Origin of the sequence: Caldicellulosiruptor morganii (assembly GCF_026810225.1) — a bacterium.
GTDB lineage: Bacteria > Bacillota > Thermoanaerobacteria > Caldicellulosiruptorales > Caldicellulosiruptoraceae > Caldicellulosiruptor > Caldicellulosiruptor morganii.
Genome location: NZ_CP113865.1, coordinates 397,690 through 412,412 on the forward strand (window position 1 = coordinate 397,690; position 14,723 = coordinate 412,412).

Sequence of the window (14,723 nt, forward strand, 5' to 3'; positions counted from 1 at the left end):
CAAAAATCAATACTTTGTTTTGCCATCTCCTCGAACAGGTGTAAAGATATTTAACAAAGCGAAAGAGTGTGCAAGAACTTTCATCCCAAAATTTCCATTATCTCCTCTTTTGTAAGCTTTGTTGCAAATGCCTGGTTTGCTTCAATTAAACTGTCAAATAAATCTTTCTTTTTTTGCTGCAGCTGAAGTATTTTTTCCTCTATTGAATTTTTTGCTATAATCTTGAACGACTGGACAACATTTTTCTGACCCAGCCTGTGTGCTCTTGCTGTTGCCTGACTTTCAACGGCAGGATTCCACCATGCATCAAAATGAATAACAACGTCCGCGCCGGTTATGTTAAGTCCAAATCCACCAGCCTTTAGTGAAAGAAGGAAGACTTTTCTCTCACCGCTATTAAACCTGTTTACCATCTCAACTCTGTCTTCGGCTTTTGTTGCACCATCTAAATAGAAGTATTCGATTTTTTCTTTATCAAGCACCTTCTGGATAATAGATAGCATTGATGTCCACTGTGAATATATAATTACCCTGTGCCCGCTTTCTATACTGTCTTGCAAAAGCTCTTTCAGTGCTTCCAGCTTGCCCGAGCCACCTTTGTAATCTTCAAAGACAAGCTTCGGATGGCAGCAAATCTGTCTCAGTCTTGTTAGCAACGAGAGTATTTTTATTTGACTCTTTTCAAATCCCACAGAGTCTATTTCTTTTTCAATTTCCTCCTTAGCTGAAGCTAAAAACTGTTTGTATATTTTTTCCTGTTCAGGGTTCATTGCAACCTGTACTGTTGTTTCTATTAGCTCCGGAAGTTCATTTAACACATCCTGCTTTACTCTTCTTAAAACAAACGGTTTTATGAGCTTTTTCAGTTTTTCCAGAGCAATATTATTTCCATTGTAAATTGGTGTCATAAAACGGTCAATAAATTTATCTGCACTTCCAAAATATCCAGGAAGTATAAAGTCAAAGATTGACCACAGCTCCATAAGATTATTTTCTATTGGTGTACCTGTCAGTGCAAATTTGGAATCTGCAGAGATTTCTTTTACCGCCAGCTTTATCTGGGATGAAGGATTTTTAATGTACTGTGCTTCATCTAGGATACATACACTAAAATAAATATCCCTGTAAAGTTCCACATCTTTTCTGAAAAGAGCATATGATGTAATTACAATATCATACTCTGGTATCTTTTCTATGGCTTTTTTGCGCTTTGCAGGTGTTGAGTCAATGATTAAAGCTTTCAAGCCTGGAGCAAATTTATCAATCTCCTGTTTCCAGTTATAAATGAGCGATGTTGGCACAATAATAAGCACCGGTTTATTTATTTTTTGCCTGTTGGCAAGAATAAATCCAAGAACCTGAACTGTTTTGCCAAGCCCCATATCGTCAGCCAGAATCCCACCAAGACCATTTTCATATAAAGATGATAACCATTTTATTCCAATTTTTTGATATTCTCTTAACACATCCTGAAGCTCAAGCGGAATCTGGATATCTATTTCTTTTATATTTTCTATCTTTTCAATAATACTTTTAACGCTTTCTATTCCTTTTGTTTGAATTCCACTTTCATCCAGAAGTTTTGTTATTGCCACTGCTTCGGGCAAAGATAGTCTGGCTTTTTCTTTTATAACCTGTCCTATGTCGGATGCAGACTCTATAAACGAGGATAGCTTTCTTATCTTTGGATTTTCAAAAATCAAAATAGAACCATCTTTGAGTTTGTAATATTTTTTCTTTTTCTTGATTGCATCAAGGATATTTTTCAATTCTGTGCTGTCAAGCTCATCGCTTTCAAACCAGAAGTCAACAGAGTATCCGGAGTGTTTGAAACAGGGAATGATTTTTATATCTTTTTTTATCTTCAATTTCTTAAAATCTTCAGAATAGTAGACATCAGCTATTTTTTGAACCTGCAATATTCCTTCAGATAAAAATTCCATGAACATATCCGGATCAACACATTCATATTCAAATTCTTCATCAGATTCTATTTCATAAAACCCGTGAGCAAATAAAATGCTCTGAAGCTGAAATAAACCGAGATAATCAAACAGTGGAACCTTTTTTGTCTTTGAAGCAGTATCAAGCATTTCATCCATTCCACCGATTTTTGCAACAAACCTTTCGTTTTCAATCTCCAAGTATAGTTTGGGTTTGATAACATGGTCTTCCAGTATAAATTTTTTGAGTGCCGGGTCTATTTCCAATTCAAAATGTTGTTTCAAATATAAGTAGTATTTATTAATAAAGTCAAGAAAGTTTTCAAGTGTAAAAGGTATAAATTTTATGTGTATTTTTGTGAAATTTTTATCGATTGTTCTGTTTGTCTCTTCTACCTTTTTTATAATTGTAGAAATTATTCTCTGTTCTGGTGTCAGTTTATAAAGAATACCGTTTGAGATAAAAAAGCTCCCATCGCTGTATACTAATTTTCGGTTTTTAATATCTATTAAATCAGTGTAGAGCCTTATCTGATTGTCTTCAAATTTGAAAGCAATTTTGGGTTTTACCTGTGCAGAAAGATTTATTTTTACTTTGTCAGAAAGGTAATAGTTTGCCAAAAATGAGTCAATTGCAATAAAAATCTCTTCATTGTCAAAGATTTCAATTATTTCATTTGCAATTTTTGCAGGAATGAATAAAGTGCTTTTTTCCTCACCCGGGTTGGTAATTTCAATGTATTTTGCAAGAAGTTCTAAAAGCTTCTTATCTTTTTCACTGAAAAAGTGATAAGAGGGATTGAATACAAAATATTTGCCAAACTCCACAGGCAGTTTTTGTTCATATGCTCTCAAAAATTCCGGTATATCCGAAATTACATAGTCTCTGTTTATATTTGAAGCTTTTATCTTGAGTTTAAGTGATACTATGTCTTTCTCGGAAGAACCAAAGTATTTTTCAAGAAATACATTTGGAGTTTCTTTTTTAAAGTTATTGAGTGTATATTGAATAATATTTTCTTCCATATTGCCTGATATATATTCATAAAGATGGGAAAACATAGATGTTTGGCTGTAAGAATTCTTGCTGATTATTTCTTTTAAAATCTGATTCATTTTTTCCTGAATATTTTCAAAACTATCCAAAACATATTTTCCATCTGCAAAAGCCTTCAGAACAGCAATTGTGTGGCGGCAGAAGTCTTCAGCCTGAACAAAGTCTTCGATGTCAAGTCCTTCTTCATCAAAAATAACATCTTCAAAGCTGCAAGTGCACATTGCAAGTATATCTATATTCTTAATTTCAACGTTACCAAAAAAATCCTGAGGCATGTATGGAGGCAATTCAAAGCTTATAGAAATTAAAAAATGGTTTTTGCCCTCTGATACATATGCAAAAATTAAACTTTTTTCTTTATCATAATGAATGTCTTCTTGTTTGATTTTTCGCGCAAGATCAATTCCCTTTTCAAAAGCTTTTCTGTTTTTTGCTAAGTACGCAAGCTCTGACTCTGTGAGAAACTGGACTATTGTTTGATAATCAAGCTGAGCTGACATCAATTTTCACATCCTTTTTTTGGGTGGTTCGAAAATATAAAAACTTTCTCTCAATTAATTTTATCAAAAAATAAGGTGTATTCAATAACCCGGATTAATAGATATAGATAAAAATAAATTTCCAGTTGGTTTAAAAAAGTTGCATTTGATATTACAAATTCATATCAATTATTTGCACAGAGCACAGATGATAGTAAAGCCCTTTTTTAGAAAACAGCTCTTCATGTGTACCTGTTTCCACAATCTCTCCATCTTTCAAAACGATAATCTTATCTGCCTTTTTTACAGTGGACAGTCTGTGTGCAATGATTAAAATTGTCCTTGTTCCTGCAAGGTTGTTTATTGCTTTTTGAATCTCATTTTCAGTCTCTGTGTCAACAGATGAGGTTGCCTCATCTAAGATGAGTATTGGTGCATTTTTTAAAACAGCTCTTGCAATTGCAAGGCGCTGCTTTTGACCTCCGGAAAGCTTTACTCCTCTTTCACCGATTACTGTGTAGTAGCCCTGTGGAAGGTTTTGAATAAAGTCGTGCGCACATGCAATTTTTGCAGCCTGGATTATCTCATCCATGGTAGCATTTTCTTTACCGTATGCTATGTTTTGAGCAACAATGCCATTGAACAAAAACACATCCTGCATTACCATGCTGATATTTTCATGCAGGGATTTTAAAGTGACATCCCTTATATCAATATCATCAATTTTAATAGCACCCGAGTCTGGGTCATAAAAGCGGTTTAAAAGATACATGATGGTAGTTTTTCCAACACCGGTAGGTCCAACAAACGCAACCATCTGCCCGGGTTTTATCTCAAATGAGATATTTTTTAAAACCTGAACCTCCGGGTTGTAGGAAAAGGAGACGTTTTCGAATGTAATTTTGCCTTTAACATTCTTTAGCTCCATAGCACCTGGCTTTTCTTTTATCTGTGGCTCTGTTTGCAAAATCTCAAAAACTCTCTCGGCACCCGCTAAAGCCTGCTGAACGTTTTCAATAACCTGGGAAAGCTGGGTCACTGGCTGATAGAACATGCTAAGATACAGAATAAATCCAACAATGTCTTGCACGGGGACTTTTCCGCCAAGAGCCATAAGTCCACCAACTGAAACTACTATCACTGTCCCAACAGAGCTTAGAAAGCTCACAGTTGGATGAAACACTGCCGAGAGCTTGAGCGCACTCAAAAGTGCGTTGATGTGTCTGTAAACCTTTTCTTTTATTTTTGCAAGTTCCTTTTCCTGCTTGTTAAAAATCTGTATTTCACGAATACCGGAGAGATTGTCCTGCAGGTCAGCATTCAAGTCTGCCAGTGCTCTTTGGGCTTCTCTGAAGTTTGGCAAAATCTTCTTTGCAAAAACTGTGCCGCTCAAAACCAAAAATGGTATGGGAATTAAAGATAGCGCAGCAAGCACAGGGTTTATTATAAAAAGGATGCACGCAACACCGAGGATTATAAGAGAATTTGTAAACAGGTCTGGCACCGCATGGGCAATCAGAACTTCAAAGTTTGCGGTATCGTTTACAACCCTTGACATGAGCTGCCCTGTCTGTTTGTCCACAAAATATCCAAAAGAAAGCCTTTGTAGCTTGTCATAAACTAAGGTTCTCATATAAGCAACCAGATTCCATGCCGCATAGTGTGAAAGATAGCTATTTAAAAACTGAAACACAATCCTTAAAATATAAGATAAAATCAGTATTAAAGAAATGTTAATTATCATCCTTTTTGCATCTGGGTACTTGCTAATATTTGTGATTATTCCTGTCAGGTCTCTCACAAGCCATGGTCCAAGAAGGTTTAGTGCTGTGATTGCAAGCATGCTGATACCAGAGATAACAAGATACTTCCAGTACGGTCTTGCTATTTTAACAAGTTTTATCAAATACCCCATTCAATCATCTCCCTAAAAAAACTTACTCAATAATTTCAAAAAGCCCGAATCCCTGAGAATTTTTTGAACCAAGTCCGCAGTAGTATGCAACTTCCATTATTTTTGGGTCTGCCTCAATTGCGTAAAAACCAAGCCAGCCTTTTACAGGCGTCTTTTTAAAAAGCATGGGTTTAAAGTGAATTTTTTCTTCAATCTTCAGTGGCTTTAAATCAAATATGAAGTTTTTTTCATCAAAGTCTTTTATTAAAAGTTTGCATTTTTTCATCAGGTTTTGAGAGATGAGGTTATAAAACTCATCCTCAAAAGGAGTAAAAAAGTGTTTGTATTCTGAACCTTCCTTTCTGATTGTTTTATATGCACACATGGGAGATAGCATTTTTATTTTGTGAAAACCTGAGAATTTTGGCTTTTTAAGTATGGTGGCAGATGTCACCTGCAGTATATTATCTTTTAGAAGAATTTTGTTTTTCTTCAAAAGTCCAGTTGAAAACTTTGTGATAAAATCCTCAACAGGTGAGGAGACTGTAAGTGAAACCTTTTTGTCAAAGACTATCTTTTTGTTTGCATCATCACCAGCAATTTTAAATGGTCCTTCTAAGCGAGAAAATGAAAAGAGCTTGAAGTTTTTCAAATCAACTTCATAACCCTTATCATGTAAAAATGTAGCATAGATTTTATCGTCAATAGTATTGTATATCATGGACTGAACAAAGTAGTTGTAATGGATGGGAAGTTCTACTGGGTTTTGTGATTCAAACTCTACTTTTATTCTCATGGCAAATCCCTCTTTCGAATTCTTTGGTATATAAAAATATTTTAACACCAAAAACGCCTTATGGACATGCTTCTTTTCAAACTTAGGTATATCAGAATTTTAAAATATCTTTAAGTTTTTTAAGAAAATATGGATAACAGAATTTCTCAGTAATATTATAATCTTAAACTACAAAAAATAAACGAAAGGGTGAAATGAAAAATGCCAATATTTTTCAACCCGCAGACAGGCATGTTTTTCATAGAAGCAAAGAACACAAGCTATGTAATAAAACTTTTCAAGGGAAAGTTTTTGTCACATGTTTACTGGGGCAAAAAAACAAAAGAGTTTGAGTGGACAGATTTTGATGTGACAGGAGGAAGAGCATTTGGTGCAACGCCCGACCCAAATGACAAGACATATTCATTTGATACAATGCTTTTAGAATACCCTGCGTATGGCAACTCAGATTTCAGACATCCTGCATATCAAATTCAGCAGGAAGATGGCTCTCGTATTACAAACCTTGTTTACAGAACTCACAGAATCTATGATGGAAAGCCAAAACTTAAAGGTCTTCCGGCAACATATGTTGAGTCACCTGATGAGGCTCAAACACTGGAGATTGAACTTTATGATGACTTGATTGATTTGAGAGTTACACTGATATATACAGCTTTCAGGGATTTTGATGCATTAACAAGAAGCGTAAGGTTTGAAAACTGCGGCAGGCAAAATCTCAAAATCCTTCGGGCAATGAGCGCCTGTGTTGACTTTCCGCAAAGCGACTTTGACCTTCTTCATCTCTGGGGTTCATGGGCAAGGGAAAGGTATATTGAGAGAACTTCTCTTATCCACGGAATGCAGGTGATTGATAGCACAAGAGGGGAAAGCTCGCATCAGCACAATCCATTTATAGCGCTTTTGTCAAAGGATGCAACAGAAAAACATGGCGATGTGTATAGCTTTTCGCTTGTCTACAGCGGAAACTTTGCAGCAATTGTTGAAAGGGACCAGTATGATCTGCTAAGGGTTACAATGGGTATAAATCCTTTTGAATTTGCGTGGTTATTAAAGCCGGGCGAGGTTTTCCAAACACCCGAGGTTGTAATGGTTTACTCTGATGAGGGCTTGGGAGGAATGTCGCGCACATACCACAGGCTTTACAGAAAAAGGCTTTGCAGGGGTGCATATAGGGATAAGAGAAGACCCATTCTGATAAACAGCTGGGAGGCTACATATTTCAACTTCAACGAAGAAAAACTTCTTACTCTGGCAAAGGAAGCAAAAAAACTTGGGATTGAGCTATTTGTGCTTGATGATGGCTGGTTTGGCAAAAGAGATGATGATACAAGCTCTTTGGGCGACTGGTTTGTTGACAGAAGAAAGCTTCCAAACGGCCTGGATGGACTTGGCAAAAAACTGAATGAGATGGGGCTCAAATTCGGGCTCTGGTTTGAACCTGAGATGGTCTCACCTGATAGCGAACTTTACAGAAAACATCCGGACTGGTGCATACAGGTGCGAGGAAGAACTTTAACACAGTGCAGAAACCAGTATGTTCTTGACATCACAAGAGAAGATGTCAGGGCAGAAGTTTTGAGGATGATGAAGGAGATTTTAAAAACAGCTCCAATTGAGTATATAAAATGGGACATGAACAGACCCCTAACAGAGGTAGGGTCATTGAATTTGCCGCCTGAGCAGCAACAGGAGGTTTTCCACAGGTATGTGCTTGGGCTTTATAAGATGATGGAAGAGCTTACCTCTGAGTTTCCACACATTCTATTTGAAGGCTGTTCTGGCGGTGGTGGCAGGTTTGACCCCGGGATTTTGTACTACATGCCACAGATCTGGACAAGTGATGATACAGATGCAATTGAGAGGCTTAAAATCCAGTTTGGAACAAGCATAGTGTATCCAGCATCCACAATGGGTGCGCATGTGTCAATTGTTCCCAATCATCAGGTTGGAAGGATAACACCAATGAAGACAAGAGGAATTGTAGCGCTTTCAGGCTGTTTTGGATATGAGCTTGATTTGACAAGGCTTTCACAGGAGGACAAAGAAGAGATTAAAAAACAAATTGAGCTTTACAAAAGAATCTGGCATATAGTATTTAAAGGTGATTTGTACAGGCTGATTTCTCCATTTGAAGAAAATGCAGCTGCCTGGATGTTTGTAACAGAGGACAAGAAAGAAGCAGCTGTGTTTTATGTGAATATACTGGGTGAGCCAAATCCGCCAATAAAAAGACTCAAGCTTGACGGGCTTGATCCTGATATGAAATATATGATTGAAGGCGATGAAAAAATCAGGTTTGGAGATGAGCTTATGAACATTGGAATAATGATTCCACCTGCCTGGGGCGATTTTAATTCGCATATGTGGATTTTAAAAGCGGTTGATTGGAACTAAAATTGGTAGTATAATTGTAAAAAAGCAGGAAAGTGTGATTTTTATGATAAGGAAGCTTTCAAATGATGACTTTGAGACTCTTATGAACTTTGTCCGAAAGGAAAAGGAGTGGAATATTTTTATAATAGGTGATGTAATCAGCTATGGGTTTGATTCACCGGTTGTTGAGGTCTGGGGAGAATTTGATGTTGTATCCGGGAATTTAAAGGCAGTTCTTCTTCGCTATAGAAGAGATTTGATTTTTTATTCAGACTGCGATGATTGGGATGTCGATGCGTTTTGCAACATAGTACTCACAACAAAATGCAAAGTTTTATCAGGCAAAAAAGTGGCTATTTACCCGTTTTTAAAAGCATTGAATGTCATGCAGAAAAGAGAGCAGCTTTTTATGCGTTTTGATGGCAGTGTGGATAAGGAAAAATTAAAACTTTCACAGGAGGAACTTGAAAAGGTTAAGATTATAAATAAAGACAACCTGGAAGAAAACCTTGAAAAGCTTGAACTGATTGTATATTTGTATCAGTCTATCGAAGAGTTTTTGAATCCTTCAACATTCGAGCAGCTCAAGCAGGATGTTTCTTTGGGAAGAAGCAGGATATACTATATAGAAGAAGATGGTTTAGTTGTTTCATCTGCGCGAACAGCTGCAGAACTACCGGATATGGCAATGGTTTTAAGCGTTTGCACAATGCATGAGTACAGGTCAAGAGGATATGCTACTATTTGCATGAAAAAACTTTGCAGTGATCTGACAGAAGAGAACAAATCGCTTTGCCTGTTTTGTGACAACCCCAAGGCTGCCAATATATACAGAAAAATTGGTTTTCAGCAGATTGGAACATGGGTAACCCTGGGATTATAGAATATTTGTTTATAAAAAACTTGACCACCTGTAATTTTGCAGGTGGTTTTTATTTTTTAAATTTTTTGGTTGAAATTATATAAACTTAGTGATAAAATGTAACAGAGTAAAAAAGACTTCAAAATTCTAAATAAAAAAAGCGCAGTGATATTCTTATGAAAAATTATTTTTTGTCGGAACAGTAGGTGAGCAAACTATGAAAAAGTTTGTTATCTTTTCAGTAGTTTTTTTGAGTTTAATCTTAGCTCCCATCTTATTTACAATTTTTTCGTTTAGTCTTTTATCAAGAATATAGCAAGAAGACTCCATCTTCTGTAAGATGGAGATAAATTGCGATTGATAAATAATTAGTTTCGGTGTATAATAGAGCTGGTGATAACAATGAAGTTTGATACTAATAAACATTCAGTATTTCTACTATACTACCATTTGGTTTTGGTAACAAAATATAGAAGAGATGTAATAGATGATAGAATTTCAAAAAGATTGAAAGAAATTTTTGAGTATATTCAACCAAATTACAACATAACCCTGATTGAGTGGAATCATGATAAAGACCACATTCATGTTTTATTCAAGGCAACTCCTACAACACCGCTTTCTAAGTTCATAAATGCTTATAAAAGTGCCTCATCAAGACTTATAAAAAAAGAATTTCCTGAAATTAAACAAAAACTCTGGAAGGAGTATTTTTGGTCAAGAAGTTATTGTCTTATTACAAGTAGTGGTGCTCCAGTTGAAGTAATTAAAAGGTATATTGAAAGCCAGGGTGAAAAAAGAAAATGCTGAAAGCATACAAGTATCGTATATATCCGAACAAGGAGCAAAAAGAATTTTTTGAAAAGACCTTTGGCTGTTGCAGATTTGTATGGAACATGATGCTGGAAGAAAAGCTTGAAGCATTAAGACAGGAAAGGAATATTCCAAGGATAACTCCAGCAAAGTACAAAAAGCAGCATCCTTTTCTAAGAGAAGTTGATAGTCTTGCTCTTGCAAATGTTCAGCTTCAGCAAGAGAAAGCATTTAAGAATCATTTCAAAAATTCCAAACATTTTAGACTTCCGAAGTTCAAGAGGAAGAAAGATAAACAGTCATATACGACAAATAATCAGAAGACTAAAAATGGAAGTGAGACAATCAGGGTGGATTTTGAAAAAGGGCTTTTGTACCTGCCGAAGATAAAAAGTGGAATAAAAGCGGAATTTCACAGAAGATTTGAGGGGAGGATAAAATCAGCAACAGTTGTTAAAACCAAAGCAGGCAGGTATTATGTGAGCATACTTGTAGATGTGGATGACCCGAGGAATAAAGTTAAAGAGCCACAGAATTTTATTTGTGGGATAGACCTGGGTTTGAAAAGTTTTGCAACAGTTGTAAATGATAAGAAGTGTTTTAAGATTGAATATCCAAGGTATCTAATCAAAGCTGAAAAGAAGCTTAAAAGATTACAGAGGCAGCTTGCAAGGAAGGAAAAAGGTTCTAAAAATTGGGAGAAAGCAAGAGAAAGGCTTGCAAAAGAGCATGAGTATGTAAAAAATGCAAGAGAAGATTTTTTACACAAGTTATCGAAAGCCATCATAGATGAGAGCCAAGTCGTGGTGGTTGAGAGTTTGAATGTAAATGGGTTGTCAAGGACAAAGCTTTCGAAGCATGTTCTGGACAGCAGCTTTGCAAAGTTTATAGATTTTCTGAAGTACAAGGCAGAGTGGTATGGAAGGGAAATAATAGAAGCAGATATGACATTTCCATCGTCAAAAATGTGCAGCAAGTGTGGACATGTTTATAAAGAGTTGGAATTGAAAGATAGGGTATGGAGATGTCCTGAATGTGGAGAAGTTCATGACAGGGACGAGAACGCAGGAAAGAACTTAAGAGACTATGGATATAGATGTATAAAGAGGTAAATAGGGTGGGGACCACCCGAATTTACGCCTGTGAAGATCTGGACCTCTACCACCATGGATAAGACCATGGTGGCAAGTCTGGTCGATGAAGCAGGAAGCCTCCACCTCTTCAGGTAGATGGTAGTTCACAGATAGAAATGCTTTCTTTAGCGACAGAAGATGCTGTAAGAAGAGCAAAACAGATTGCAAAGAGCACAGGAAGTAGCGTTGAAAGACTAAAATCTGCTTCTATGGGTGTTTTTCAGATAACTCCGCTTTATTCAACTGAGGTTAGTGACTATGGAATAAATGATACAACATCAATAGATAAAGAAATAACTGCTGTTGTGAACTGTGAGTTTATAATAAAATAAATGACAAAAAAGCCCCTTTCAATTTTCTGGGAAGGTTGGAAGGGGTTTTAATACTCAAACTCAATCCCGAACGGTTTTAATGCTCTTGGCAAAATTCCGTGGACATACGCAATCATGATGCCATAGTTTGTAATAGGCACACCCTGTTTTTTGGCAATTTCTATTCTGTAGAGCATTTCTCTTCGTGTTATCATGCAACCACCACAGTGGACAATCAGTGCATACTTTGCCAGATCCTTCGGGTAGTTGTAGCCGGACACCCATTCAAACTCTATATCAAAGCCGGCTATCTGACGCAGCCATCTTGGAATTTTCACAGTCCCGATGTCATCAGACTGCCTGTGGTGTGTACAAGCCTCTGCAATCAAAACTTTGTCACCTGGCTTTAACTTTTTGATCTTTTTCACACCCTCAACAAACTCAATCAAATCCCCTTTGTATCTTGCAAACAGGATTGAAAAAGATGTAAGGGGAATGTCAGGTGGTGTGTCCGCATCAACCTTTAAAAAAGCCTGCGAATCTGTAATTACAATTGCAGGTTTTTTTCCAAGATTCTCGATGGTTTCTTTAAGCTCATATTCCTTTGTCACAATTGCAATTGCGTCAGAATCCAGAATATCTCTTATTGTCTGCTGCTGTGGCAAAATCAATCTTCCCTTTGGGGCTGCCTTGTCAATGGGCACAACCAAAACAGCAAAGTCCCCCGGGTTTATCAAATCTCCCACTATTCGCAAATCCTCTCCAACATCCGGTACAAGCTTTGAAAGTGCATTTTTTAGCTCATCAATTCCTTTTAAGGTAGCACATGACACAGCCAAAAACGGCATTTGCAGGGTTGATTGCAAAAATGCAAGTTTTTCCTTATAGTTTGGGTCTTTGTCAATCTTATTCAGAACACCAATCTTTGGTACTTTTTTCTCATCAAAAAGTTTTGCAAGCTGCTTTTCATAGGTCAAATCATCAATGTCGGATACCACAAGTATTGCAATGTCTGTCTTGTTCAAAACCTCAAGAGTCTTTTCAACCCGGAGCCTGCCAAGCATGCCTTCATCGTCAATTCCTGCTGTGTCAATCAAAACAACAGGCCCGAGTGGCAAAATCTCCATTGATTTGTAAACAGGGTCGGTTGTGGTTCCCGGCATGTCAGATACAATTGCAATTGGCTGGTTTGTTATGGCATTGATTAAGCTTGACTTACCTGCGTTTCTCTTGCCAAATATAGCTATGTGAAGCCTTTCACTGCGCGGTGTTGTGTTCATCTTAAAAGTCAGTCCTTTCCGTAAGATTTCATTCTTTAAACTTTATAAACTCAAAAGGATTCAAAAGCTCTTGTGCTTCTTTTTCATCCATAATATTTAGCTCTTTAACAACATCTATTATTTGCTTGCTCTCCAAAGTAGCCTTTTTTGCAATTTCTGCTGCCTTGTCATATCCAATCTTGTCAATTAAAGAAGCTGCAATAGCAGGAGTCTTTTTTGCGTACTCTAAACACTTCTCTTTATTTGCTGTTATTCCATCTATACACTGCTGCCTAAAGATTTTAATACCGTTTTTGAGAATTTTGAGACTCTCAAGAAGATTGTTTGCAATCAAAGGCAAAAAGGCATTCAGTTCAAGCTGACCAGCCTGTGCTGCTAAGGTTATTGCAAAGTCGTTTGCCATCACCTGAAAAGCTATTGTGTTTATAAGCTCTGGTATAACAGGATTCACCTTTCCTGGCATTATACTTGAGCCTGCTTGAACAGCTGGCAGATTTATTTCGTTTAGTCCTGTATTTGGTCCAGAAGAAAGAAGACGCAAATCGTTTGCAATCTTTGAAAGATTTACCGCTAAGGCTTTCAAAAGGCCAGAGCATTCAACGAAAACATCTGCATTTTGTGTTGCATCCATGAGATAATCTGATCGTGCAAGGCCGATTTTGGTAAGGTTTCTTAGTATTTCTATCACTTTGAAAATGTATTTCAAAGGTGCGTTGACTCCTGTGCCAACAGCAGTTGCACCAAGATTGACAACTCTCAGGCGCTCTTCAACCTTGTATAGTCTCCATCTGTCGCGCGATATTGCCTGGGCATATGCACCAAACTCCTGACCAAGTGTTACAGGCAGGGCATCTTGCAGCTGTGTTCTTCCTGCCTTTATTACATCCTCAAATTCATGTTCTTTTCTCTGGAGGCTTTTTTGAAGTTCTGCACATTCTTCAGAAAGTTCTCTTACATTCCAAATTGTGGCAATTCGCAGGGCTGTAGGGTATACATCGTTTGTTGACTGTGACATATTAACATGGTTGATTGGATGAATTATATCATACTCACCTGGTTTTCTTCCAATGTGAATTAAGGCTATATTTGCAATAACCTCATTTACATTCATATTTGTAGATGTTCCAGCACCGCCCTGGAATCTATCTACAATGAACTGGTCATCATATTTTCCTGCTAAAATCTCATCACATGCAAAAACAATTGCATCTTTGATTTTTTCATCCAAAAGACCAACTTCATGATTTGCAATTGCACATGCTTTTTTGACCATAACAAGTGCTTTTATCAAGTCTTTGTCAATGCTCTTTCCAGAGACATTGAAATTAGCAAAAGCGCGCTTTGTATGAATGCCATAAAGCTCAGAATCAGAAAGCTCTATGCTACCCAAAAAATCTTTTTCTATTCTTGACATTGCTGTATATCTCTCCTGATTAAGTGTATTTTAAAATTGTCCTATATTAATCAACATCAAATATTATATCATATCGGTGAGAATTCAGGTGAAAAAGACACAATTTTAAAAGTACTTTCTTTAATTGCGGAATTTTAAAGCTTTGTGAGAGGTTTTTATGTCCAGTAAAGCTAAATTTAAATCAGTTCACAACAGTCATTTCAGGTGATTTTTCCCTTTGGAATTATGTTTGTTTTGTTAGTGTGTAATTAGAGTGCAAAAAATATAGTAATTGGTTTAGTTTAAAAACAGAAAATAGTCCAGGGTAAATTTTTATCTTTGACAAGACAAAATAATGCAAAACTAAGTGCAGAATATTGCAAAAA

Annotated in this window: 9 protein-coding genes and 1 pseudogene; 5 read left to right on the top strand and 5 right to left on the bottom strand. The window is 36.6% G+C overall.

Translation table 11 applies throughout. The features are described from left to right. Positions 1–80 precede the first annotated feature (80 nt). From OTK00_RS01890 to cas6, 3 genes are all read right to left on the bottom strand, one after another. Positions 81–3,500 (bottom strand): DEAD/DEAH box helicase, encoded by a 3,420-nt coding sequence (locus tag OTK00_RS01890; protein WP_045170469.1) that lies wholly within the window; start codon positions 3,498–3,500, stop codon positions 81–83. Between the two features lie 151 nt (positions 3,501–3,651). Continuing rightward, complete coding sequence (locus OTK00_RS01895; RefSeq protein WP_045170468.1) at positions 3,652–5,394, bottom strand: ABC transporter ATP-binding protein; 1,743 nt, start codon at positions 5,392–5,394, stop codon at positions 3,652–3,654. A gap of 22 nt (positions 5,395–5,416) precedes the next feature. Next, positions 5,417–6,169: a CRISPR-associated endoribonuclease Cas6 gene (gene cas6 / locus OTK00_RS01900; protein ID WP_045170467.1), complete on the bottom strand. Its 753-nt coding sequence runs from the start codon at positions 6,167–6,169 to the stop codon at positions 5,417–5,419. Positions 6,170–6,370: 201 nt separating this feature from the next. Here cas6 and OTK00_RS01905 point away from each other — a divergent pair, with 201 nt between their 5' ends. From OTK00_RS01905 to OTK00_RS01925, 5 genes and pseudogenes are all read left to right on the top strand, one after another. Then, positions 6,371–8,566, top strand: a complete 2,196-nt coding sequence (locus tag OTK00_RS01905) for an alpha-galactosidase (RefSeq protein ID WP_045170466.1) — start codon at positions 6,371–6,373, stop codon at positions 8,564–8,566. Positions 8,567–8,609: 43 nt separating this feature from the next. Then, entirely contained in the window at positions 8,610–9,428 is an 819-nt protein-coding gene (locus OTK00_RS01910; protein ID WP_045170546.1) for a GNAT family N-acetyltransferase, read from the top strand. Positions 9,429–9,809: 381 nt separating this feature from the next. Next, on the top strand, positions 9,810–10,217 hold the full coding sequence (gene tnpA / locus OTK00_RS01915) for an IS200/IS605 family transposase (protein ID WP_045170465.1): 408 nt from the start codon (positions 9,810–9,812) through the stop codon (positions 10,215–10,217). Further along, positions 10,211–11,332 carry an RNA-guided endonuclease TnpB family protein gene (locus tag OTK00_RS01920; RefSeq protein ID WP_045170464.1) on the top strand — a complete coding sequence of 374 codons (1,122 nt, stop codon included), beginning with the start codon at positions 10,211–10,213 and terminating at the stop codon, positions 11,330–11,332. The genes tnpA and OTK00_RS01920 overlap by 7 nt, the downstream gene beginning before the upstream one ends. 128 nt (positions 11,333–11,460) lie before the next feature. After that, positions 11,461–11,685: pseudogene (locus tag OTK00_RS01925) on the top strand (SIMPL domain-containing protein); the annotation flags it as partial. A gap of 47 nt (positions 11,686–11,732) precedes the next feature. On the opposite strand, the gene hydF reads toward OTK00_RS01925, so the two are convergent. Next, on the bottom strand, positions 11,733–12,944 hold the full coding sequence (hydF, locus tag OTK00_RS01930) for a [FeFe] hydrogenase H-cluster maturation GTPase HydF (RefSeq protein ID WP_045170462.1): 1,212 nt from the start codon (positions 12,942–12,944) through the stop codon (positions 11,733–11,735). Between the two features lie 28 nt (positions 12,945–12,972). Next, a complete protein-coding gene (locus OTK00_RS01935) occupies positions 12,973–14,358 on the bottom strand; it encodes an aspartate ammonia-lyase (RefSeq protein WP_045170461.1) in 1,386 nt (461 codons plus the stop codon). Positions 14,359–14,723: the final 365 nt, after the last annotated feature.